The sequence below is a fragment of the Methanobrevibacter intestini genome, assembly GCF_047402955.1.
In the GTDB taxonomy this organism is placed as follows: domain Archaea; phylum Methanobacteriota; class Methanobacteria; order Methanobacteriales; family Methanobacteriaceae; genus Methanocatella; species Methanocatella intestini.
The window spans coordinates 1444733-1467746 of the sequence record NZ_CP187956.1; the positions used below are offsets into that span (position 1 = coordinate 1444733).

Below are 23014 nucleotides of genomic sequence, written 5' to 3' on the forward strand. Positions count from 1 at the left end.
TATTTAAATATATATTCAAAATTCCCTAGAGCATTTGGGAAGTATTATTTCTTATCTGTTAATAGCTGTGTTATATTCCTGTATTTTATTTAAATAGTTTTCATCTCTCCATCGCCCGTCAATAGCAAAATTAACAAGCCCTATTGATTTTAAATATTCAATATCCTTTAAAAGAGAAATATCTTCACTATTTGAAATTATAAGTTCTTCATTAGATAAGCTTTTATGAATAGGATATCTGCTGTTTTTCTTATCAATCAGGAAGATGTCATCTGTGCTGTTCTTTAGCTTTTTAGATTCTTTTTTGGTAAATAATCTGTTTCTGGTTTTCATTAGCTCAACAGATCCCTGAACAATAATTTCCAATTTGGAATTGTCCCTGCAACTGTCTAAAATATTTTTTAAATCTTCTTTTTTCAGTTCCGGTGACAATGTAAGTATTTTGTAGTTTTCAAGACTGTTTATTGTTTCGGTATTTGTTATATTCATGGAATATGGTCCGTAACTGCCTGTAAAATCAGGATTCATTATTTCAATATGGTAATGCAGTTTGTTTAATATTCCTCTTACCTTTCCTAAAACTTTTATTAAGTTATCGTGAGCAATATCTGGCCATTTCCAGATTAATTCATAGTCTCGGTTTCTGGAGATGTCAACGGCCTTTTGCAGATAGCCGACCATATAGTTTATATTGTATTCTTCCCTGTTTTGATTTATTACTGAGGGATCTTCAGGGGGTATTTCCAAATAAACTCTTTTTACATTATCTATTTTATTCAGGTCATTTAGATTATTTGTATAATAGGATAAACTGTATTCATCAGTTTTTAAAGTATTGCTTTCATTTTCAAGGTTTATTTTTACCTTTTCATTAGCATATAATGAATATACTTCTTTTTCTAGTTTTTTGAAAAGTTCCCTTCTGATTTTATTGATTTCACTTATGGGGATGAATAATATTCCGTCATAGTTAATATTGACTCCAACAATGTCAAATGGGTATTTGTCAACTTTCAACAGCTGTTTTTTTATTGTTTTTGTATCTACACTTCTTTTAAGAGGCTTTTCAAAGGGAACTTCTCCTTTAACTTCACATTCAATTTCTTTTTTATTTGCAAGAGTTAACCTACCTTTTAAGTAAGGATATTTGTTTTTAATTGAAAATGTAAGTATTAATTTGGATTTAATAAAACTGTTGCCTTTATTTTCAATTTCTTTAACTTTTGAAGTTAGTCTGTTTCTTTTTGTAAGATATGCTGTTGATTCATTTAAATTGAAATGGTGTTTTTTATTCTGCTTTACTTTTTTAATGATTAAAACTCTGTCTTTTCTGTTAATGTCTTTAATTTCTTTATTTCTGCCTTTTTTATAATGATTGAATGTTGTTAAAAGAGGATTTTGCGAAATTTCAAATCCGTAGTCATCTTTTGCTTTTATTAATAATAATCCGTCACCTTTTTGAGGAATAGTTTTTAAATCATCGTCTAATCTGATGACTATCTGGCTGTTTTCACTGGCATAGACTTTACCTAATTTTAAACCGACATGTCCTGAACGGATGCTTCTGGAAGATGCATAATTGAATTGTCCTTCGCTAAATCCTCTATTGAATGCAAGGCTTATTTCTTCACTTTCGTTGCTTTTATTGCTTTTCAATTTGTTTAAAGCTTTTCTGTAATTGCTTACTGCAATAGCCAAATATTCCTTGCTTCTCATTCTTCCTTCTATTTTGATGCAGCTGATGTTTAGCTCTGCAATTTCTTTTAAATGATTGTATAATGACAAATCTTTAGGTGAGAGGTAATAATCTTCACTGTTCAAACATGATAATCTGTATTTTTGGCGGCAAGGCTGTGCACAACTTCCTCTGTTTCCGCTTCGCCCTCCCTTAAAACTGCTCATCAGACATTGTCCTGAATATGAATAGCACAGTGCTCCATGAACAAATATTTCAAGTTCCATATTTGTTTTTAAGTTTTTAATTTCATCTTTTCTCATTTCACGGGGGAGAACTATTCTTTTAATTCCTTTGCTTTCAAGATAATCTAATTTCAGCTGGTTTTCTGCAGTCATCTGTGTTGAACCATGAACTTTCAGTTTTGGAAGGTGTTTGTTTATCAGTTCAACCAGACCTAAATCCTGAACTAAAACTGCATCTACTCCTATTGAATATAGGTGGGACAAATAATTCATTACATCTGGAAGTTCATCTTCTTTAATTAATGTATTTACAGTTACATAAACCTTAACATTGTGCAGGTGTGCGGTGTTAACTGCTTCGGCTATTTCATTTAAAGTAAAGTTTTCAGCAAACCTGCGGGCACCATATTCTTTTCCGGATAAATATATTGAACTGGCTCCGGCATTAATAGCTACTTTAAGATGATCCATAGAACCTACAGGTGCAAGCAATTCAGGAATTCTCATGTTTGTCCTCGTGTAATCTGCCTTCAATATAATTTCCCTTGTTGATATATGACTGTGAGAAATCCATTATCTGATATTTGTATTTGGAAAGCTCTTCATCATCTCTGTCTTTCAAGGAATCATTATAAATGGACAATATGTTTGTTGTGTATTTTTCATTGGAATATCTGCAGTCCAGGATTATGGAATCAATACCTAACTGTTTAATTTCATTCATTTCTTCAATTAAACATAAGCAGTCTTTATTTATAATGTGACTTTGTTTATTGTAGTCAAATAAAACTTTATACTTGAATTTTTTCCTTTTTTTATCTTCTAAAATAGCATAATCTGCATTGTTGTGTATTATGAAATCTTTACCGTCATTTAGGTTACTGAAATCATCCTTACTTACAATAACTTCCAAATTCCCGTTTACAATCATTTCCAAATCAATATCTGAGGTATTATTTTTAGAAACTAACTGCTTAATTTCATTACCTGAAAGTTCTGAAGATAAAATCAGACCATCAAATCCTGCTTCTTTAAGATTTTTAACTGTAAATGAATTCCAGACATTCAGATTATGATTTCCGTAAATTGGGCAGTCAAAAATCTCACCCATTCCAGGGAAATCTCCCATAACTGAAATAATTATTCCTTTTGATTCAAGCTCTTTAACTATTTCATTGCATTTAACAGCTTCTTTTTCATTAATAAATGATGATAATACCCAAACAAGTTCTGCATCAGGAGTCATAAGACTTGCTTCTTCTAAAAGTTTTGGAATATTTTCATAATAATCTTCAGGGTTATTGTATAAACAGTTTCCGTCAAAGTAAACCCGTTTAAGGTCAAATCCGGAAATTGATTTTAACTGGTCTAAATTATCAATAAATAAGGATATTTTAGGGTTTTTCTTTTTGCCGTTGTTATTGAAAGATTCATAATCTTCATAAAATTTATTCAGTTTTTTCCTTGTAGCTTTAACGGACTTTTTGGTTGGGGTGTAGTGATTTAACAGTAAATCCTGTGCCTGAGCAAGAACATCTCTTCTGATCTGGTTAAGCTCACTGATTGGAATAAATAAACTGTCCGGCATATTGTGGAATTTGATTTCATCTATATAAAATGGTGTTCCTCCTGTTTTTGATAACTGCTTTTCAATTTTTTCTTTTGTAACAGGTTTATTTTTAGCTTTTTCAAATTTGCCTACGACTTTATGTCTGAAATTGATTAATTCATCATCTAAATAATATTCAACATTAACAAATCCTGTTAAGTCTTCATTCCAGCTTAGGGTTAATGAAAGTGGGACATGGTTTTTAATAACTTCTTTTTGGAATTTTTTAAGGTTTTCATGAATTGACTTGGAAAAACTGATAAATACTTCTGTACCTTCCTTAACCAAACGTGTTGTATTAATTACAATTTCATTTTCGTCCTGTTTAACAATGTCTTCTAAATAAATTCCTTTGATTTTGCCGTTGTATTTGAAAGCTATTCCGTCACCTTTTTCCAGTGTGATGTAATTGTCTTTATTTTTGATTTCAATTGTAACTTCAGTTCCATCTATTTTTACAATGTCTCCGATGTATAAACCTTCATGGCCTGAACTGCCTCTTCCCATTACTTCACCGGGTTTATCTCCCATTATGTAGCCGTTTGTAAATTTCCTGTTGAATACAAGATGTAAATTTTTGGCATAATCTCCGGTATTTCCGTCCAGTATATTGCGGTAGCTGTTTACAATGGTTCCTATGTAGTCTCCGGATTTCATACGGCCTTCTAATTTTAGAGAGGTTACTCCAGCATCTGAAATTGCGTCCAGATTATTGTATGTAGCCAGATCATGGGTTGATAAAAGATATCCGTTTCCAATATTGTATCCTCTGTATTTCAAACGGTATTCCCGTCTGCATGGCTGTGCACAGGCGCCTCTGTTTCCGCTGCGGCCGCTGTTGTATGAAGACATATAACAGTTTCCTGAAACACTATAACATAATGCTCCGTGTCCGAATACTTCAATTTCCATATCAATATTGTCTTTTTTCAGCTGTTCATGTGTTTTGGCTATCTGTTTTACATTAATTTCACGTGGAAGAACAACCCGTTTAATATTGTTTTTAGCAGCCCATTTAATGGAGCTGTAATTGCTCAATGCCATCTGTGTTGATCCATGAACTTCCAAATCAGGAATTAATGTTTTTAAAAGCCAACATATTCCGAAATCCTGAACAATAACTGCATCCACTCCTATTTGATATAATTTAAACAGATAGTTTATTACATCGGCTATTTCAAAATTGTTTATTAATGTATTTACAGTAACATGGACTTTAACTCCATTTAAATGAGCATATTCAACAGCTTTTTCTATCTCTTCCATTGTGAAGTTTTTAGCAAATGCTCTTGCTCCGTATTGTTGTCCAGCTATATAAACAGCATCAGCACCTGCATTAACTGCAATTACAAGCACATCATAAGATCCAGCTGGAGCTAATAATTCTGATAAAACCATTTTATTATTACACCCTAAGATTTAATCATTTAAAAATATGTTTTTTGTAATATAAATAAATTAAAAAATAGTTAAAGTTTAATATAGTTTAATTCAAATTAAAAATCATGTACATTGTTTTTGAGGGAATTGATGGTGCAGGTAAATCTACTCAGATTAACTTGTTAAAATATTGGCTGGAAGAAAACGGTTTTGATGTTGAAACAGTTGTGGAACCGACAGATTCAAAAGTTGGTAAGTTAATTAGAGAGATATTACAAAGACCGGATGCAACAACTGACAGAATTCAAAAAACATTGGGTTTGCTGTTTGCAGCAGACAGGATGCTTATTATGGATAAACTTAATGATGATTCTAAAGTTATTTTAAGTGACCGCTCTTTTATTTCTAGTTTAGCTTATCAGGAACCTGCAGACTGGATTAAACAGATTAATAAATATGCAAAAGAACCTGATCTGGTTTTACTTTTGGATGTAGATGTTAAAACTTCTGTAAATCGATGCTCTAAAAAAGACGAATTTGAAAATGAGGAATTTTTAAGTAAAGTCAAAGCTAATTATTTGGATTTAATTAGTAATTTCAATCATGAAATAATTGATGCAAGTACTGGGGTAAATAAGGTCTCAACAGATGTTAAAAAAGCTGTAGCCCCGTATATGGGTATTTGTCCTGATTGTATTAGGTGATATTATGAGCGAAGTCTTAAACAATGTAGTAAATGTAATAAGTGGTTTGGATGGTGTTCTGGAAGTAAGGCAACTTTCCAATGATGATATTTTAAAGATAATTGATATGGAAGCACAGCGTTCAAAGGATTTAGTTCCGGTATTTAATGAAGGAGTTCAGGAATGTTTCAAAAGGGATGTCTGTTTTGTAATTTTTAAAAAAGGATATTTCAGAGTTCCCCCAACTCCTACTGTTTTACTGACATTTGACGGAGAAATATTGGGTCATGATGTTTTTGCTCCTGAAGATAAGGAAAAATTCAGGGCTGATGAAGATATTATGTTTTTAAGTGATGATTTTGTAATTTTTAAAGATGTATTAAATAATTACAATTTGGAAAAAGGCAATGAATATTTTGTTTTACCGCCTGTTCCATTTCCGGAATTGGATCCCTTTAAATTAGATGGTGTTGTTTCATCAAGTCCGTCAACTAAATCTGACGAATATTTAAAAAATAAGTATAGTTATGGTGATGATTCTTCAATAGCTACAATTATTGTTTCATTTAATATTTAAATATTAAAATATTCATTTCTAGCTTCAACTAGTGCTTTAACATTAGCTAGTGGTGTTTTTGGAGCTAATCCACAACTTGGAGCTATAATATCAATATCTTCACTTAATACTTTTTTTACATCTTCTTTTACATCTTCAGGTGTTCCGCTCAATAATGTTTTAGATGTTGAAATGTTTCCTACAATAACACAATCATTCTCAATGCTCTCTTTAGCTTTTGGAATGTCAACAGCTTCTTCAATACTTATTCCCTCAAAGCCGACAGAGGACATGTCACTTATAATAGGTTGTGTTGACCCGCAGATATGCAATACTTTTTGCACATCAATAAAATCAGCCAAATCTTCAAGATTAGGTTTAATCATTGATTTAAATTGAAGAGGATCAATTAATTCCGGTGATGCTGTAGGTTCGTTTACACAAATAACATCTGCATTATGTTTCTGAATTGCTTCAATATAATCCATACTTGCATCAAGACAGTTTTCCATAGCTATTTCTATTTCATCAGGATCAGTTTTCATATATCTTACGACATTTTCAATTCCAAGCAAATGTCCTGTTAGTGTAAATGGTCCGGTAATTCCAACGATTATCGGCAAATCTTCATATTTTTCTTTTAAAATATCAATAGCTTCAAGAACTACTGGAATACGCCCATTTTCTAAAAAATCATCTGGTGCTTCAATATCATCTGCAGATTCAAAAGGAGTTCCAGTTACTTCCGGAGTTCGCTCATTGTTTCCGAGATTCACTTCAGCTCCCATAGATTGTGCTTCAACTGTAAGTCCAAAAGGTATTCTTGCACATTCAAGGCCTGCAAGTTCATGTAGGGAACTTCCTAAAATTGCCATTTGCTCAGGATTGGTATGTGCTTCCGGCCAGGAAGCATTAGTCTGTTCCATTGCTTCGATAATTCCTGCTTGTGTTACACTTATAACAGGTTTAACTTCCACATCTTCACCTGAAAGTGCATTTTCAAGATTTTCTTTTAGATTCATATTAATCACTATATATCTTTGTAAAATTCTTCATATTTAAAGGCATGTTCTTTGCAATTTCCAGCACACCTTAAACAGCCAAGTCCTGAACATAAATCTGTTCTTAACTTAAATTCATCTTTCTCAAAAGACAGAGCATTTTCAGGACAGGAATCAACACATTCCATGCAGTAAATACACCTGTCAAATTTTGCAGATAATGTATTTTCAATATCAACTGTGTTTAAATCATTTTCTCCTAAATCTGCAATATCTCTCTGGTATAATTTAGTTATTTCAGGTTCTGTTTCAATATTTGGGATTTCCTGAATGCCGTATTTTTGCAGCCACTGATTATACATCCAGAAAGGCATCCCCTGTTCATAAATAGCCAGTTCAAGGGAATATATTTTTTCAAATATTTCAGAAGTAGCAAGCATTATATGATTGCTTTCAATTTTATCAGCTAATTTCTGCAGTTCACCTAATAATTCGGGGTTTAATACAATATCTTTAGCCATAGCTAATGATGTATTTCCAATTTGATAAACCTGTTGGGGGCCGGGTGGAATTTGTCCTATGTTTAATGATTTTTTAGCATCAACATAAAATCCTGAAGCTCCGGCCATATATACACCTTCAATTTCATCTAAAAGAATATCTGCACTTTCAGCCAGTGTTAACTGTCCGGCTCTAAAAGCACCTAATGCCTTTCCAATATTTGAAATATCTTTTTCTTTGAGATAAACATCATCCTGCAGGTAAATTGTATTTCTAATTTTGCCGTCTTTTATGATTTTATCATCACTACCTAAACTAAATGCAGCTATTACTCCGGTTCCTGTAATTCCCTTTGCTTGTATGTCTGATTTTTTAATGACATTTCCATTAACGGGATCAATTAAGTCTCCGTCTTCAACTATTAAATTGTCATTAAGAATTTTCATTCTCCAGAACATTTCCTCTTCATTAATGTCACAAATCACTCCTGGAGAAGCCAGCCGGCCTTTTTCAATATTCTGCCCTTCAATAGCAGGTCCTGCTGCAGCTGATGCAGTATAAATTTCTCCGTCAGCAATCAGTGCCATTTCAGCATTTGTTCCAAAGTCTATAATAAGTGAATATTCATCTTTTTCTAAAGCTTCGGATTTATAAAGCATAGCTAAGGCATCTGCTCCAATTTCATGTTTAATAGCTGGTGGAATGTAAATTTGGGCATTGGGATTAATATCTAAACCGATTGCTTGAGGATTTAATATTTTTCCCCGTCTGGATGGTGGAATTATATTTTTTTCTTTTAGAGCATTTTCTCCCCAAAAAGCCAAATCCCTTATTTCAATATTGTTAAATAAGGATAGCTGTATTGGATTTCCGCAAACTGCCAATCTTTCCACTTTATTTAAATCAATATCTAAATTAGCTATAACTCTGTTTATTGTAGTTATAAGAATGTTATGGGCAGTTTCACGACCTATATTTAATGCAAAGTGAAGATGATCTACTACATTGGCTCCAGGCAATGGATGTCTTAAAGTTATAGCTGTAGATATTGTTTTACCTGTGGTTAAATTGTAGCTTTGAGCTCTGATACCGCTAGTTCCAATATCTATAGCTATTGCATAATGTTCTGCCATGGTTATCTAGTTTGAATATTCCGGTACGAATTCCCCTACAATGTCGCTGTATTCTTTTCTTAAATCTTCCCATGTTTTATGGTTCTTCAAGATTGCATCAGCTAATTTTGGTGTGTGGTAAGCTTCTACTCCGTATACTGTCATAGGCATACTTTCAACATAGTCTTTTCTTACAGCTCCCCCACCACATCCTATTGCAGGTACTTCAAGACCTTCTTTTTCAAGGGCATCTACAACTTTTGGAAATGCAGTCATTGTAGTTGTCATAAGTGCAGTACCTGTCATAAATAATGGATGGTACTTTTTAACAGCTTCAACAACTTTCTCGGTAGGAACATCTCTTCCTAAATCGATAGCTTCATATCCTCCTGCTCTTAAAAACATCAAGATTAAGTTTTTACCGATATCATGAGGATCTCCTTCAGCAACAAAACAAACAACAGTTCCTTTTGTTTCACTTTTGTGTCCAAGAACTTTTTCACATTCTTTTACACTTTCCATCATTGCATCTCCTGCAAGCATTAAATCAGGTAAGAAATAAACTCCTTTTGTATAAAGTAAGCTCACTGCATCGATACCTTTCATAAGTCCTTTGTTTATGATGTCCAGTGGTGAAATCTCATTTTTAAGAGATTCCTTAACATCGCTTAATACTTTTGCTTTATCTTCATAGAGCACTCCTAGAGCTATTGATTTGAATGGTTCTTCTGTTGGCAATCCTTCTTTTACTTCAGGATAATCCTCAGGTTTTATAGCTGCACCTTCTACAACTATGTTGTATCTAATAGCTATCTTATTTTGATTTATTTTATCCTCTAAATCTTTATAAGTCATTTCAATCCCTTCTTTTTTATTATAATTCATAATTCTTAGGATCAAAGTCCTCTACTTTACGTCCGTATCGTTTGGATGATTGTTTGATGAATTTGCCGGAATCTTCAGGTAATTTCTCATAGATTTTTATAGCTCCATTGAGGCTGTCCTGTTCAAATCGGGTTAACTGCATTTTTTTGTCTTCAACAGCTTCTTTTATGATAGCACCAGCTTCAAGAGCTCCAGCTATACTTCTTTGATATGGATCATCACCATGTTCTGCAATAGCACTACCAATTCTATGTGCGTTGTCATATGCAAGAATTAATGCTTGAGGATCTCTGTATTTGTCTGCTAATGTGTACAGGTCTCTTAATATTTTATTGTTTCCGGTTTCAATAGCTGTATTCATTAATGCAGCTTCATATCCTGTTGCCTGTAACCAGACTTCAGGTGTTGTTCCACCCATTTCTTCTCTATGATAAACTGATTCATTACTCCAGCAGTCAGTTATTCCAGCTATTAAATTTCCCATTAAGTCAGAGTGTGCACAAACAGCATTTTTACCTTCTGTTGCAATAGGAACTCCACTTATTGATTTTACAATAGGGTTTTCATAACCGCAGTCTTTAAGAGGTCCTTTTGCACCGCATTCCACAGCAACTAAACTGTTGCATGCTCCAATAGCTCTGGCTATAGCTGCCAATGTGTGGGAACAGTCTTTATCCAATAATCCTCCTGCTAAAAACATTGCAGTATTTGACTGGGAACAGTTAGTATCTCCTCCCGGAACTACATTGTGTTTGCTGCAGATTTTTACAATTTCTGTCCACATGAATTCCATATCTATACTGCCTAAAACTCCAATTCCAAATAATATTGCTCTCGGGTCTCCTCGAGAGATTCCGTAATCTGAAACAGATTTTCCTCCGGTTGTTTCAATACAGATTATTGATGCTCCATTTTCACAGCATTGCTCGATACTTTCCATTACCTGCTGATATTGTGAAGAAGTTCTGTAATTTTCTCCTTTTGCTTCATCTCTAATATCTGCAGGTGTAGCTTTAAGTGCAGTTTTAATTCCATATTCGTCCTGGAATTTTTCAAGAACTTCAACCTGTGCCTGAGTACATTCTCCCGCCCAATCAGGATTTGCAGTTTGCTGTGCAATATGTTCCTGTTCTAAAATAAATGAGGGCAATCCGATATTCACAGCCCTTTGACAGGCACTTATTGCAATATTTCTACATTCTGATACCATGGTGTCTTTTGAATTTTCAGTTCCTTCTTTTGGAGCAACTTTGATTATCGGATTAACATAGCCTGCTCCGATTTCCAATCCATTTTTTGTTTTAACTGGGTGTTTTGAAAATCCGAAAGTCATTTCATCAGGATTTTCGTACTCCATTTGTGTATATCTTTTCATAGTATCACCTCAGATGGTTAATAATAATCATTAAAAGTATATAAATTAATTGTCTTGATTTTTTAATTTAATTTAAGTTATGGATTTTGTTTTTGAATTAAAATAATATACTTATTTTAAAATGATGATGTTTTAGTTATAGTATGTTTTTATTAAAAATAGTTAAAATTGGTAGTTTATTCTTCTTTTATTTGAAAAATAAAGCTTTTGCCAAATAGGTGATTTTATTTGACTGTTATAAAATAAAATTTTATTTATATTTTTTTAATTAAAATTTAATTAAAAGGTAAAATTTATTCTTTACCTTCTAATTGATTTAATCTGGCTTCAATAGCCTCGTATAAGAAAACTTTAGCTTTTTCAAGTTCTTCATAAGTTCCTATGAGTTTAGGTCCAAATTCACTATGTTCTAATTTTACATCGAACTTTTCAATAGCATGAGCAAGCATCTGTTCTCCTACACCATTGGGCAGGCCCATTTCAAATTCCTGTTTTTCATCCATTGTTTATTCCTCCATATATTCTCTCACCGGAGCAAAATGTTCAATTAAGAAATCTTTAATTCCATTTTTTAAATCCATTGGATGTAAGTCTCCATTTGAGAAATCATTAATTAACTGTTCATGAGTAAGTTCAATGTCTCCTCCGAATTTTTCAGGTCTTTTGATAAGTAAAGTTTCCTGGTTTGGATATACAAATGTTTCAGCTATTTCAATCATTGGATTTCCTTCAACTTCTCCTTGAGGACAATAGCTTTTTTTGATTTTCTTGGTAATTTCTTCAACTGAATCATCAACAGCAATGAAATTTCCTTTACTTGAAGACATTTTAGCATCTCCGTCAAGACCATGTAACAATGGTGTGTGAATACAAACGGGAACTTTTTCATCAATTTTCTCCAAGTTTTCACGTGCGAGCATTTGAATTTTCCTTTGTTCCATTCCACCAAGAGCGATGTCTACATCTAGAGCAACCATATCTACAGTTTGCATAATCGGATAAATTACACTAGCTACCTTAGGGTTATCGTCATGGCGACTTACCTGATCCATACTTCTTCTGGCTCTTTTTAAAGTAGTCATGGTAGCTAATTTATAAACTTTAGATGCATAATCTTCGGTTAATTGGAAACTTGAACCTAGTATGAATTCAGTAGTTTCATCTAAACCTAATGCTTTAAAACATTTCATATTATACTGTGCAGTTTCAGCAATTTCTTCAACACTTCCTTTTCCATTTAAAAAAGCATGGTAGTCTGCAAGAAGTATTTTGATTTTAAAACCTAACTTCTGAAGGGTTTTAAGTTTTTGCACTGTTACTGCATGACCTAAATGAATTTTACCTGAAGGTTCATATCCGGTATAAGCTATAGGCTGTTCTTTTTTAAGAACTTCTTTTAATTCTTCAGTATCTATAACTTCTAAGGTTCCTTTCTCAATTAATTGAATCTTTTCTTCAATGCTCATCTTAATCACTTAATTAAATAAATGTAATTGTTAATTTTAATAATTTTGACTTCATCACCAATATTGGAATCTTTAAATTCATCTATCATATCCAAATCAACAGCAGAGTAATCTGCAGGGTCTAGAATTTGAATGTTGCTTGGAGATTTGGAGATGATTGTTGTTGTTTCAATTTCATCAGACTTTTTAAGAAGTATTATGTCTTCACTTTCTTTTAAAGGTATTGTGTGTCTTTTATGGTTGCTTATATCTATTCCAACAACTCTGTTTTTATCAATGTCTTTCACCTGCAGTATTTTATTGTCATATTTGATAAAATCATCTGTTTCAAATTCGGGAATTCTGATTGAAATCCAAATTCTATAAAGACCTTTTCCAGTAGATTTGTCTTCACTGATAAGTCTTGGAGACTCTTTAGTAATTCCCCCAAATTCTTCTTTTAAGCTTTCAGCTACTTTTCTACCGGTTTTCAATGATCCGATATAATAATCATATCCTTCTTTTAATTTGGCTATTTGAGGACAGTAAGCTAATTTGTCGCTTTTGCTTTGCTTATCTAAAGTTCTTTTAACAACTTCATCAGCTTTATCATATTCTTCAGGTTTTATATCTCTGTTGTCTGCTCTAAACTGAACAACTGATTCATAATAACCTGCCTGAAGTTTACTGCATGTTGGACAAACTGTTTTCATTATTCTTACAGAAGTATCATGGGTTTCATCAAGCTGAACTCCGTAAACTTCTCCAATAACTTCCACATAACAATTAGCTATTGTTCCTTTTATTTGGTCAATTTCAAGATTGATAATTTCATTTTCAACAAGGTCGTTGATTTTAATGTTTCGCTCTAATGCACGGTAAATTATTTCATCTTCCGGTAAAAATGAATCTGTCCATTTTCCTTCTTCGATTCTACTGTTGCAATGGCTGCAGATTTCTACTTTAATATTTTCTGGAATTTCAATCATTTGAAAATCTTTTAAAAAGCAGTCAATGCAGATGTCTCCAACCATTTTTTTATCAGTGCTTCCGCATTCTACACAAAACATAAAAATCATTAAAAATAAGTTAAAATAGGATTTATAATGGTTTTAATGGAGCTTTAGCACCACATGCAGCACATTTTAATATGAATATCCTATCTTCTCTGATAATTTTAGTATCTGGTCTGTTACATTCGTGGCAAATAACATATTTTTCCACATAATCTTCTAATCTTTCATTGATTAAGTAATGTGTAAATTTACCTTGTAAAATTGCTCTTGAACCTTCTAAATTACCTGCAGTACCTAATTCTCTTAATAAAAATTTTAATACATGTTGTGGGTCTCTGTTTAAGTCTTCAGCAACATCTTTAAAGTTTTTTATAAAAGTTCTGTTACCTTGTATATCTGAATAAGCTTTAGGAATTTTAAATCTTTTGTGTTCAAATACTTCAGGAGGTAATTGGTCTATTGCTCTATTTAATAAATTTTCGTATTCTTCCATATTATCACTCCGTAAAATTAGTATAAATATAATATATTAATTTTGATTTTAATCATTTATTAAGTTATCCTATTTGATTAAAAATATAAAATAAAAAAAGAAGGTTATGCTCTTTTGAGATAACCGTTTGTTGGTTCGTAGATTACTCCTTTGTGTTTTAGGTTTCTAACCATTTCATCTACTTTTTCTTCACTTATATCGTATTTATCACTCATGTTAGATATTAAAACATTCATTGGTGCTTGTCCGGCATATTCTTCTTCAAGTAATTCAATTTCAGAAATAATTCTTTGTAATTTATCTCTGTCTGATTTGGGTGTTCTTCCTTCTACCTTGTCAATATCTATTTCTCCAGTTTCCGGATCAACACCAACTTCTTTAAGACAAGCTAATTGTAATCTCACAGCTTTTTCTGCATCTTCTTTATCTACTGTGTCTTTTAATCTTATTTTGGCACTAGCTTCGGCTAAACGGATTATAGCTTCTAATTGTCTTGCAGTAATTGGAACTGGAGATTCTTCATCACCAGAACTGTTCCTTGTACTTACATAAAACTCTTTTAAAACCATGTTTGCTTCATCGGTAAGTTTCGGATTTATATTTTTACGGGCATATGCAATATACTTTCTAAGTAATTCCGGTTCAATTTCATAATTTACAGTATTTTGCTGGTGTATTTGAAGAATGTGCTGTGCGAGTTCTGAATCTCCTTTCACACTTGGTTTATCTTCAACAACAAATATTAAATCGAAACGAGATAAGATTGGAGAAGGTAAATCAATTTGCTCTGCAAGTATTTTAAATCTATCAAATCTTCCAAATTTAGGGTTAGCTGCTGCAAGAACTGAACATCTTGAATTTAAGGTAGCCATAATTCCTGCTTTAGCAATACTTACAGTTTGTTGTTCCAGTGCTTCGTGAAGTGCTGAACGGTCTTCGGACCTCATTTTATCCAGTTCGTCAACACATACATTACCCTGGTCCCCAAGTACTAATGCACCTGCTTCAAGAGACCATCCACCTAATTCGTCTCTAACTGCTGCTGCGGTTAATCCTGCTCCAGTTGTACCTTTACCACTTGTATATATACTTCTTGGAGCTAATTTTGAAACATATTTAAGCATTTGGGATTTACCAATACCCGGATCCCCAACGATTAAAATATGAATATCTCCTCTTAATCTGGTTTCATCTTCAAGCTCTTTTGCAGCACCACCAAATAATTGGAGAGCAATAGCTTCTTTTACATCCCTATAACCTCTGATTGATGGAGCAGTAGATTTGATGATTTTTTCATAAATATTAGGGTCTTTGGAAAGTTCGATGATTTTTGCTTCATCTTCTTCTGTAAGCTGCAATTCTTCAAACTCTTGTTCTAAAGGTTCAATATGATTCACATAAATGTAGTTTTTAAATTTACCGCTGCGCTCTTCTCTAAATGTTTTTAAAGTTCCGGTAATTCTTACTTTGTCTCCGGGATTTAACTGGTCTACCAAATCATCTTCTAAAACCATCAGCATTTGTTTAGGTTCAGTTCCTCCGGATAAATTCTCTAATGGTTCTTGCATTCTTGCTGTTTGGGTATCAACATATTTTGATTCCTCTTGCAGCAATCTAAATGATCTTCCACCACATTCGCTACATAAAGAAGGTTCTATAATCCTGCTGTCAGAACGTTGTTCTACTTCATGTAATCTCATACAGCCTCTACATTCAAAGACTCCAGTTTCAATTCTAGGTCTTATTTCATCTGTTTTTCTTACAATCCCATCTGCAGCGACAAATGTCCCAATGTACTTACTTAATAGTGTTTTTAAGGGAATTATATTAGAAAGATTTTCAAAACGAATATTGATATCAGCATCTTTCACTAATGGGTCAATATTTTTTATTGCACTTTTAGATGCTTCAATAACTTCTTCAGGTTTTTCAATTAATAAATCTGCCAAATCAGGGTCAAACATTTCTAAATCATTGTAATCTACAGTAAGTGACCTTTCATCAGGGTATTTTTCAAGGATTTCAAATACATCATCTTTGTATGTTGTAGAGAAAAATTCCTCGAATTTTGCAACAGATGTTCGTGATTTTGTACTAGCATTCATTAAAATATTATTAATTTTTCATACTTTAAAAAATATTGTATTGAGCATTTGATAAGTAAAATATTATATAGTAATAACAAGTAAAAATATTATTAAATTATTAGATAGTTTTTTTATTTAATAAAATGAGGATAATATGAGAAAATCTAGATTAAATTTATTTAAATCCACATCCATGCTTATTTCTGTTGTTGGAATCATAATGATTATTTCAACAATTGTTGTTGTGGCATATGTTGGATTTAGTATGGTTTCATCAGGAATTACTAATGAAATTTCTTCTGGTAATCAATATGATGAACTTGCTGAATTGAAATCTTCATATAGTGATTTGGAATCACAATTTGATAGTGTAAAATCTTTGTATTATAATAATGGTGATACATCTCAAGTTCAAAAATATAATGATGCAAGATTGGAATTAACAAAAGCGGATTCTGCTATTCAAAATGTTCAAAGTGCATTGGATTCTGGTAAATCATCAAATGAAGTTGATAGTAGAATAGATTTTGCTAAAGAAAAATTACAGAATGCTACAGTCGCATACAATAATCTTTAATCTTTACTTTTTTTATTTTTTTTAGGTTTAAAATCCAATCCTACAACATACATTTCTGAGCTTTTTTTACGGGAGGATGGTGGTTTTGTTGTTTTTACCTGTCTGTATTTCTTTTTAAGTCTGGTTAGCATGTCTTTATATTCCGGACCCTGAAATACTTTCATAACTAAGTTTCCTTTAGGTTCTAAAATATTATCAGCTATTCCAATAACTGTGTTTGTCAAATCAATGGATCTTAACTGGTCAATATTTTTAATTCCGCATAATGATGGGGATGCATCAGAAATTACGACCTTAGCTTTTCCACCAATTAAATTCATAACTTTTTCCTGAACTTCTGATGTTGTAAAATCTCCTCTAATTCCATGGAAGTTTTCTTCAGGAAATGGTTTTATTCTATTTAAATCCACTCCGATTACAAGACCTTCTTCTCCGACTTTTTCTAAAGCTACCTGAGACCATCCTCCGGGAGCTGCTCCAAGGTCTACAACAGTATCTCCTTCTTTAATAAGTTTGAATTTTTTATCTAATTGTTTGATTTTATATGATGCTCTTGAGCGATAATCTTCTTTTTTAGCTTTTTTGTAATATGGATCATGTTTTTTTTCCATTTGCCAGCGACTGCCCATTTTTTATTCTCCTTTAAATTTATCTAAATCCAGTGCACTACACACAGGATTTCCAATTTTAACAACTTCAACATCAACATTTTTATTATTAATTTCAAGTAACATTACAGTTCTATCTGCAAGTCTGGGAACAATAGGACTTCCCGGATTTAATAATAAAACGCCATCAATCTGTTCTATTTTAGGCTGGTGGGAATGTCCTGTAACTAAAATATCCGCATCTAATTGTTTTGCTAAATAAAGTAACTGTTGTGTGTCTGCCCGCGGGTATACTTCACCATGTGCAATTCCAATTTTTATGCCTTCAGCTTCGATAACTTTTGCATTGGGTAATATTATTCCAGCAGCTCTATCCATATTTCCTTGAATAGCTATTGTTGGAGCTATTTTTTCTAATTCATCAATTACTTCCATGGAAGTTAAATCTCCTGCATGTAATATCAAATCAACATTTTGAAATGCAGATATTACATTTTTAGGAAGTTCTCTAGCTCTGTCTGGAATGTGTGTGTCTGATATTAATCCAATTAGCATAAAGTTCATCTCATGATTTAAAAATTTCTAATTTATTATTTTATCAGTTATCCTTTTTAATATTTGTTTTTAACATTTAATTGAATTTTTGTTAATTATTTTTTTAAATATAAGCTATTCTGTTCAATCTTTTTTTTAAAAACAAAAAGGGTTATAATATCTTAAATTATATACTATTATATATCAATTCTTTGAGGAGATATTAAAATGGGCGAAGTTAAACTTGAAGATATTTTAGAGATATTGAATAATTACGACAAAGATAATATAACCATAGCTACTCTTGGAAGTCACACTTCTTTGCATATTTTACAAGGTGCAAAAGAAGAAGGTTTCAGAACAGCTATTGTTTGTGAAAAAGGAAGGGAAGTACCTTACCAACGTTTTGATGTTGCAGATGAATATATAATTGTTGATAAATTTAAGGACATTGTTAATGAGGATGTTCAACAAAAGCTTAGAGATATGAATGCTATTGTTATACCTCATGGTTCATTTGTAGCATATGCAGGTCTTGAAAATGTTGAAGATAAATTTAATGTTCCTATGTTTGGTAATAGGGATATTTTAAGGTGGGAAGCTGAAAGAGACAAGGAAAGAGCACTTCTTGTTGAAGGTGAAGTAAGAATACCTTACAAATATGATAGTCCTTCAGAAATTGACCGTCCGGTTATGGTTAAATTCCCTGGTGCAAGGGGAGGGAGGGGTTATTTTGTAGCATCATCTCCTGAAGAATTCAATAAGAAAATAGAAGCTATGAAATCTCGTGGATGGTTAGAAGATGCAGATGTAGCTAATGCACATATTGAAGAATATGTTTCTGGCTGTAATTATTGTATACATTATTTCTACTCCGCATTGGAAGATAAGGTTGAATTATTAGGTATGGATACAAGATATGAATCCAGTATTGATGGTTTTGTAAGAATGCCTGCAAAAGATCAATTGGATATTGATTTAAGCCCTTCTTATGTAGTTACTGGTAATCATCCGGCAGTTATTAGGGAATCATTACTTCCTCAAGTATTTGAAATGGCTGATAAATTGGTGGAAAGTGCTAAAAAACTTGTTGCTCCTGGATTGAATGGTCCGTTCTGTATGCAAACTTTAGTGAATGATAATTTAGAAGTGATCTGTTTTGAAATAAGTGCCAGAACTGATGGCGGAACCAATACATTTATGGGAGGTTCACCTTACAGTTATCTGACTTATGGAAAACCTATGAGTATGGGTAGAAGAATAGCCCTTGAAATTAAAAATGCGATTAAAAAAGAAGAATTGGAAAAAATAATAACTTAAGATTATTTTTTTCCTTTTTTATTTTTACCTATTTTTGCTTGTTTTTCTTTTGCAGCAATTGCTCTTTGTCTGTTTCTGTAAGTGTATGCTCCAACAAAACCAACTAATGCTCCAACTATAAGCACTACAATAAGTGTAATCAACATAGTTACCTGCGGATCAACAGAACTGTCTGAAAGAGGTCCAAAAACACCATATGCTGCAAGTACAAATAATGGTGTTGCTGCTATTGCACCTAAAATAGCACCCCATTTCATATTTTTAGCTTTATAACCTACATAAAGCAGACCAATAGCTGCAAATGCATATAACCAGTCTAATTGATATTGTGCTGCAACAACACAGATAAATGAAGCAAATGCAGCACCCATTATAAATGATTTCCAATCAATAAAATTTTTAAAATCCATATATTTTTCCCCTTATTTTTTAGAAGAAAGTAATCCTCCAACACCACCAGCAATACCCATGACTATTGCATAGTATATTAAATATCCTAAAACTATGAAGACGGTTGTAATTCCGGATACTGTAAATCCAACCAAACCTCCAAAGATTCCAAATAGTGCTCCTCCAAAGGTTGCAATTATAACAAATAATATTGCAGCTACTATGGTTCCAAATGCTCCTGCAACTGCAGCATTCCACATTCCGCTTATTGCTCCGTCATGACATATGTATCCTACTATAAATCCGACAAGAAGCAATCCTATAAATTCATAATGTGCAAAGAATGATTTTACAATTACTGCAAGGATAAAACCAAGAAATACCGGTCCCCATTTAGTCATTTTTATCACCTGTTATTAATTTTGTTTTCAAAGTTATTTATTTTTTCTTCAGGATTTTCCATTTCATCTTTTGTTAAATACATTGTAGCTATTGGAGTTTTGCCAGTTGTTTTAGCTATTTTATTCAATGTTTTTTCATATCCGCTGCTGCCGCATGTACAAAAACTAGCTAAATTCTTGATTTGATTGCCGTATTCTTTTAAATAGCTGTATATTGGTGTTGCCATTGTTGCTGCCCAAACAGGGGTTCCAATTATAACCAAATCATAATTTTCAGGGTTTTTAGTTACTTTATTGATTTCACAAACTCTGTTTGCACCTGCATCAAATCCTCCTTTTATGTATCCGATGATTCCGTCATATTTTTTTTCAGCTGTAATTTCTTCAATGTCACAATTCAGGTCTTTCTGGATAGCTTTAGCTATTTTTTCAGTTTGCTGTGTTCTTGAATAATATACAATTAATGTTTTCATATTATCACTTTTTTATAATTCACTTTCTTTTAATTTTTCTTTTATTTGTTCTAAAACAGCTTTATGCATTCTTTTTGTAAATTCTGCTTTATCATTTTGGTTTAATACATCCAAATATCCTTGTGAAACTAAATTAAATGCAAAAGGTGTTGGAATAACAGTGTTTATTGTTTTGATTTCCATCTGTCCGGAAGATATCCATTCGATAACTTTAAGTGCATTATTGACATCCATATAATCTTCTAAAGCTTCTCTTCTAGCTTCTTTTAGGATTGAAAAATTATTATCCATTTCCTGAACAAATTTAAGCAGTATTTTTCCTCTTACTTGTTGGCGTCCAACAGATTTCGCCTCACCTTTATAATGTCTAAGGGTCATTAGTGACCTGCCTGCACAATGTCTGAATCTGCTGGCTAATGTTTCTGTTTTATTTAATGATTGTGTTAGGATATTTTTAAAGTTTTCTGGAGTTAGCTGTCTGAATGCCTCTAACCCTCCAAGTGTTCCTTCTGCACTTAAGTAAAATCCGTTGTCTGAGATGGATATTGTAACATTTGTATTGTATTGTCGTGCAACAATGTAAGCTACTGCTCTTGAAAGTGCATCATTTACTTTTCTTCCAAATAAACTGTGGAATATTACAAAGCGTCTGTCACCAAATCCTTTATAGTATTCAATCAATAACCTCTGATTGCTCGGTATTTTGGCATATGTGTACTGTTCTACAAAATATTCGTAAATTGAATTGGCTGCAAAATCATCTACATACAGGTAATCATATATAAACTCTATAATTTCATGTTTGCTTTTTCCGTATCTGAATCTGGTGTCCATATGGGCTCTAAATCTCTGAATATCCATAGCCAAATCAAAAGATAATGGTAACTGCTGTGAAAACCAGGAAGGAATTGTTGGAGGTCCGTTTGCCGGTGAAACATTTATTGTCATTCCTTTTCCATAATTGAAACGGTATGTTCGTCCGCCTAAAACAAAAGTATCTCCTTTTTTCAGTCTTTCCATAAAGTCTTCTTCTATTTTTCCAACAGTTTCACCATCACATTTAACTAAAACTCCTGAACTGTCTGGGATTGTTCCGATGTTTGTTGAATATAACATTCTGGCTAGTTTTCCCCGTTTACCAAAGGTGTTTTCCTTATAATTTATCCAGATTTTAGCATAGACATATCTCTCTTCAAGTTCTTCATATTCTCCAGCCATATAGCTTAAAACATCTTCATAATCATCTCTGGTTAAATTTTTGTAGCAATAGCTTTTTCTGATTACATCATATGCATAATCAATGTCCCATGGATTTTCAATACTCATTCCGTAAATGTGCTGGGCCAGAACATCTAAACAGTTTTGAGGAATGTTTATTTTATCAATTTTGCCTTCTTTTGCATCTTTTAATAAAACAGAACATTCAACCAGATCATCACGGTTTGTTACAATAATTCTTCCGGTGGATTTTTCATTTAGTTTGTGCCCGCTTCTTCCGATTCTTTGAAGAGCTCTTGAAACGGATTTTGGAGAGTTGATAAGAACAACCAAATCAATATATCCGATGTCTATTCCCAGTTCCAGAGATGTTGATGAAACTACAACTTTAAGTTTTCCTTCTTTTAATTTGCTTTCAGTTGCCAGACGAACTTCTTTTGAAAGTGAGGAATGATGAGCCATTATATTTTCATCATTGTAGTTTTTTGGAAACATTTTTTTAAGATTGTAAACAAAACGTTCAGTTCCGCTTCTTGTATTTGTAAAGACAAGTGTGGTTTTATTTTCCTGAATCAAATCATCCAACAGGTTATATGTTCCAAGACGGGTATCTTCACTGTCAGCCAGCATAATGTCACTGACTGGACAAAGAACTTTCATATCAAGGTCTTTAAGATAGTTTATATTGATGATTTTACAGTCCCGCTCAACTCCATATTCATAACCTACAAGAAATTTAGCTACTTCTTCAAGAGGACTGACTGTAGCTGAAAGTCCGATTCTGGTATACTGTCCGATTAAATGCTGTAAACGTTCAAGTGATAAACTTAAATGCACTCCACGTTTGTTTTCAGCAAGTGAATGTATTTCATCAATTATAACATATTTTACATTACTTAATTTTTCTCTAAACTTTGGAGCTACAAGTAAAATAGATAAAGTTTCAGGAGTGGTAATTAGGATATGTGGGGGCTTTTTAAGCATTTTCTGTCTTTGATATTGGGTTGTATCACCTGTTCTGACGGCCTTTCTAATTCCCAAATCCTTGCCTGCAATTTTCTCAATACCTTTAAGAGGTTCTTCCAGGTTTTTTTCAATATCATTATCTAAAGCTTTCAGTGGTGAAATATAGATACAATAAACTTTATCTTCAAGTTTTCCTTTCTGAGAAAGGGTTGTTAGTTCACTAAGTATGGATAAAAAAGCAGTTAATGTTTTTCCTGATCCTGTAGGTGATGAAACTAAAATATTGTTCCCTTTGTGAATATCTACAATTGATTTTTTCTGAGCAGGAGTAAAATCTTCGAAAGTTTCATCAAACCATTGTCTAACCCATGGATGTAGGGTTTTATATATCTGTTTTTTTGAATAGCTTTTTGTTTGCTCAGTTATCATTTTTATCTCAACTTTTATCTTAAAGATTATATATT

At 32.5% G+C, this 23014-nt stretch carries 21 protein-coding genes; 4 read left to right on the forward strand and 17 right to left on the reverse strand.

Annotation, left to right across the window (positions count from 1 at the left end):
- Window positions 1–51: 51 nt before the first annotated feature.
- Together ACMC9J_RS06660 and ACMC9J_RS06665 are read right to left on the reverse strand one after the other, a co-directional pair.
- Window positions 52–2427, reverse strand: coding sequence for a peptidase U32 family protein (locus ACMC9J_RS06660; protein ID WP_427003102.1), 2376 nt, complete (start codon window positions 2425–2427; stop codon window positions 52–54).
- Window positions 2414–4927: a DUF3656 domain-containing U32 family peptidase gene (locus tag ACMC9J_RS06665; RefSeq protein ID WP_427003103.1), complete on the reverse strand. Its 2514-nt coding sequence runs from the start codon at window positions 4925–4927 to the stop codon at window positions 2414–2416. Before ACMC9J_RS06665 ends, ACMC9J_RS06660 begins: the two co-directional genes overlap by 14 nt.
- Window positions 4928–5034: 107 nt before the next feature.
- On the opposite strand from ACMC9J_RS06665, the gene tmk reads away from it, so the two are divergent.
- Both tmk and ACMC9J_RS06675 read left to right on the forward strand, forming a co-directional pair.
- Window positions 5035–5613: a dTMP kinase gene (tmk, locus tag ACMC9J_RS06670; RefSeq protein ID WP_019264396.1), complete on the forward strand. Its 579-nt coding sequence runs from the start codon at window positions 5035–5037 to the stop codon at window positions 5611–5613.
- A 4-nt stretch (window positions 5614–5617) separates the two neighbouring features.
- Window positions 5618–6169, forward strand: a complete 552-nt coding sequence (locus tag ACMC9J_RS06675) for a hypothetical protein (protein ID WP_019264395.1) — start codon at window positions 5618–5620, stop codon at window positions 6167–6169.
- On the opposite strand, the gene mtaA is transcribed toward ACMC9J_RS06675, so the two are convergent.
- The 9 genes from mtaA to mcm form a co-directional block, all read right to left on the reverse strand.
- On the reverse strand, window positions 6166–7170 hold the full coding sequence (mtaA, locus tag ACMC9J_RS06680; protein WP_427003104.1) for a methylcobamide:CoM methyltransferase MtaA: 1005 nt from the start codon (window positions 7168–7170) through the stop codon (window positions 6166–6168). The genes ACMC9J_RS06675 and mtaA overlap by 4 nt on opposite strands.
- An 8-nt stretch (window positions 7171–7178) precedes the next feature.
- On the reverse strand, window positions 7179–8783 hold the full coding sequence (locus ACMC9J_RS06685; RefSeq protein WP_427003105.1) for a methylamine methyltransferase corrinoid protein reductive activase: 1605 nt from the start codon (window positions 8781–8783) through the stop codon (window positions 7179–7181).
- A 6-nt stretch (window positions 8784–8789) separates the two neighbouring features.
- Window positions 8790–9647 (reverse strand): methanol--corrinoid protein MtaC, encoded by an 858-nt coding sequence (gene mtaC / locus ACMC9J_RS06690; RefSeq protein WP_019264392.1) that lies wholly within the window; start codon window positions 9645–9647, stop codon window positions 8790–8792.
- Window positions 9637–11022, reverse strand: coding sequence for a methanol--corrinoid protein co-methyltransferase MtaB (mtaB, locus tag ACMC9J_RS06695; RefSeq protein ID WP_427003106.1), 1386 nt, complete (start codon window positions 11020–11022; stop codon window positions 9637–9639). The genes mtaC and mtaB overlap by 11 nt, the downstream gene beginning before the upstream one ends.
- A 293-nt stretch (window positions 11023–11315) precedes the next feature.
- The gene (locus ACMC9J_RS06700) at window positions 11316–11525 is read right to left on the reverse strand and encodes a hypothetical protein (protein WP_019264390.1); all 210 of its coding nucleotides are present in this window, start codon (window positions 11523–11525) and stop codon (window positions 11316–11318) included.
- A gap of 3 nt (window positions 11526–11528) precedes the next feature.
- Window positions 11529–12488 (reverse strand): tyrosine--tRNA ligase, encoded by a 960-nt coding sequence (locus ACMC9J_RS06705; RefSeq protein WP_019264389.1) that lies wholly within the window; start codon window positions 12486–12488, stop codon window positions 11529–11531.
- A 5-nt stretch (window positions 12489–12493) separates the two neighbouring features.
- Window positions 12494–13546, reverse strand: coding sequence for a 60S ribosomal export protein NMD3 (locus ACMC9J_RS06710; RefSeq protein WP_304159461.1), 1053 nt, complete (start codon window positions 13544–13546; stop codon window positions 12494–12496).
- 22 nt (window positions 13547–13568) lie between these two features.
- Window positions 13569–13976 (reverse strand): translation initiation factor IF-2 subunit beta, encoded by a 408-nt coding sequence (locus tag ACMC9J_RS06715; protein ID WP_004032261.1) that lies wholly within the window; start codon window positions 13974–13976, stop codon window positions 13569–13571.
- 104 nt (window positions 13977–14080) lie between these two features.
- The gene (gene mcm, locus ACMC9J_RS06720; RefSeq protein WP_019266375.1) at window positions 14081–16081 is read right to left on the reverse strand and encodes a minichromosome maintenance protein MCM; all 2001 of its coding nucleotides are present in this window, start codon (window positions 16079–16081) and stop codon (window positions 14081–14083) included.
- A 136-nt stretch (window positions 16082–16217) separates the two neighbouring features.
- On the opposite strand from mcm, the gene ACMC9J_RS06725 reads away from it, so the two are divergent.
- Entirely contained in the window at window positions 16218–16640 is a 423-nt protein-coding gene (locus ACMC9J_RS06725; protein ID WP_019264386.1) for a hypothetical protein, read from the forward strand.
- Here ACMC9J_RS06725 and ACMC9J_RS06730 read toward each other — a convergent pair.
- Together ACMC9J_RS06730 and ACMC9J_RS06735 are read right to left on the reverse strand one after the other, a co-directional pair.
- Window positions 16637–17269 (reverse strand): RlmE family RNA methyltransferase, encoded by a 633-nt coding sequence (locus ACMC9J_RS06730; RefSeq protein WP_019264385.1) that lies wholly within the window; start codon window positions 17267–17269, stop codon window positions 16637–16639. The genes ACMC9J_RS06725 and ACMC9J_RS06730 overlap by 4 nt on opposite strands.
- 3 nt (window positions 17270–17272) lie before the next feature.
- Window positions 17273–17812: a metallophosphoesterase gene (locus tag ACMC9J_RS06735; protein ID WP_427003107.1), complete on the reverse strand. Its 540-nt coding sequence runs from the start codon at window positions 17810–17812 to the stop codon at window positions 17273–17275.
- 198 nt (window positions 17813–18010) lie between these two features.
- Here ACMC9J_RS06735 and ACMC9J_RS06740 point away from each other — a divergent pair, with 198 nt between their 5' ends.
- A complete protein-coding gene (locus tag ACMC9J_RS06740; protein ID WP_019264383.1) occupies window positions 18011–19102 on the forward strand; it encodes a formate--phosphoribosylaminoimidazolecarboxamide ligase in 1092 nt (363 codons plus the stop codon).
- 2 nt (window positions 19103–19104) lie between these two features.
- Here the strand turns inward: ACMC9J_RS06740 and ACMC9J_RS06745 are convergent, their stop codons facing one another.
- Genes ACMC9J_RS06745 through ACMC9J_RS06760 form a run of 4 tightly spaced genes read right to left on the reverse strand, consistent with a single transcriptional unit; the run spans window position 19105 to window position 22979 of the window.
- Complete coding sequence (locus tag ACMC9J_RS06745; protein ID WP_019264382.1) at window positions 19105–19512, reverse strand: hypothetical protein; 408 nt, start codon at window positions 19510–19512, stop codon at window positions 19105–19107.
- 12 nt (window positions 19513–19524) lie between these two features.
- Window positions 19525–19893 (reverse strand): DUF5518 domain-containing protein, encoded by a 369-nt coding sequence (locus ACMC9J_RS06750; protein WP_019266373.1) that lies wholly within the window; start codon window positions 19891–19893, stop codon window positions 19525–19527.
- A gap of 5 nt (window positions 19894–19898) precedes the next feature.
- Window positions 19899–20366 carry a flavodoxin family protein gene (locus ACMC9J_RS06755; protein WP_019264380.1) on the reverse strand — a complete coding sequence of 156 codons (468 nt, stop codon included), beginning with the start codon at window positions 20364–20366 and terminating at the stop codon, window positions 19899–19901.
- A gap of 12 nt (window positions 20367–20378) precedes the next feature.
- Window positions 20379–22979, reverse strand: coding sequence for an ATP-dependent helicase (locus ACMC9J_RS06760; protein WP_427003108.1), 2601 nt, complete (start codon window positions 22977–22979; stop codon window positions 20379–20381).
- Window positions 22980–23014 lie beyond the last annotated feature (35 nt).

Excerpts from the sequence above, each read along its gene's own strand:
- ACMC9J_RS06740 (WP_019264383.1), top strand. The coding sequence starts at position 18,011 with ATGGGCGAAGTTAAACTTGAAGATATTTTAGAGATATTGAATAATTAC.
- ACMC9J_RS06675 (WP_019264395.1), top strand. The coding sequence starts at position 5,618 with ATGAGCGAAGTCTTAAACAATGTAGTAAATGTAATAAGTGGTTTGGAT.
- mcm (WP_019266375.1), bottom strand. The coding sequence starts at position 16,081 with ATGAATGCTAGTACAAAATCACGAACATCTGTTGCAAAATTCGAGGAA.
- ACMC9J_RS06760 (WP_427003108.1), bottom strand. The coding sequence starts at position 22,979 with ATGATAACTGAGCAAACAAAAAGCTATTCAAAAAAACAGATATATAAA.
- mtaC (WP_019264392.1), bottom strand. The coding sequence starts at position 9,647 with ATGAATTATAATAAAAAAGAAGGGATTGAAATGACTTATAAAGATTTA.
- ACMC9J_RS06660 (WP_427003102.1), bottom strand. The coding sequence starts at position 2,427 with ATGAGAATTCCTGAATTGCTTGCACCTGTAGGTTCTATGGATCATCTT.
- ACMC9J_RS06730 (WP_019264385.1), bottom strand. The coding sequence starts at position 17,269 with ATGGGCAGTCGCTGGCAAATGGAAAAAAAACATGATCCATATTACAAA.
- ACMC9J_RS06750 (WP_019266373.1), bottom strand. The coding sequence starts at position 19,893 with ATGACTAAATGGGGACCGGTATTTCTTGGTTTTATCCTTGCAGTAATT.
- ACMC9J_RS06735 (WP_427003107.1), bottom strand. The coding sequence starts at position 17,812 with ATGAACTTTATGCTAATTGGATTAATATCAGACACACACATTCCAGAC.
- mtaB (WP_427003106.1), bottom strand. The coding sequence starts at position 11,022 with ATGAAAAGATATACACAAATGGAGTACGAAAATCCTGATGAAATGACT.
- ACMC9J_RS06715 (WP_004032261.1), bottom strand. The coding sequence starts at position 13,976 with ATGGAAGAATACGAAAATTTATTAAATAGAGCAATAGACCAATTACCT.
- ACMC9J_RS06755 (WP_019264380.1), bottom strand. The coding sequence starts at position 20,366 with ATGAAAACATTAATTGTATATTATTCAAGAACACAGCAAACTGAAAAA.
- tmk (WP_019264396.1), top strand. The coding sequence starts at position 5,035 with ATGTACATTGTTTTTGAGGGAATTGATGGTGCAGGTAAATCTACTCAG.
- ACMC9J_RS06745 (WP_019264382.1), bottom strand. The coding sequence starts at position 19,512 with ATGGATTTTAAAAATTTTATTGATTGGAAATCATTTATAATGGGTGCT.
- ACMC9J_RS06705 (WP_019264389.1), bottom strand. The coding sequence starts at position 12,488 with ATGAGCATTGAAGAAAAGATTCAATTAATTGAGAAAGGAACCTTAGAA.
- ACMC9J_RS06685 (WP_427003105.1), bottom strand. The coding sequence starts at position 8,783 with ATGGCAGAACATTATGCAATAGCTATAGATATTGGAACTAGCGGTATC.
- ACMC9J_RS06700 (WP_019264390.1), bottom strand. The coding sequence starts at position 11,525 with ATGGATGAAAAACAGGAATTTGAAATGGGCCTGCCCAATGGTGTAGGA.
- ACMC9J_RS06710 (WP_304159461.1), bottom strand. The coding sequence starts at position 13,546 with ATGATTTTTATGTTTTGTGTAGAATGCGGAAGCACTGATAAAAAAATG.
- ACMC9J_RS06665 (WP_427003103.1), bottom strand. The coding sequence starts at position 4,927 with ATGGTTTTATCAGAATTATTAGCTCCAGCTGGATCTTATGATGTGCTT.
- mtaA (WP_427003104.1), bottom strand. The coding sequence starts at position 7,170 with ATGAATCTAAAAGAAAATCTTGAAAATGCACTTTCAGGTGAAGATGTG.
- ACMC9J_RS06725 (WP_019264386.1), top strand. The coding sequence starts at position 16,218 with ATGAGAAAATCTAGATTAAATTTATTTAAATCCACATCCATGCTTATT.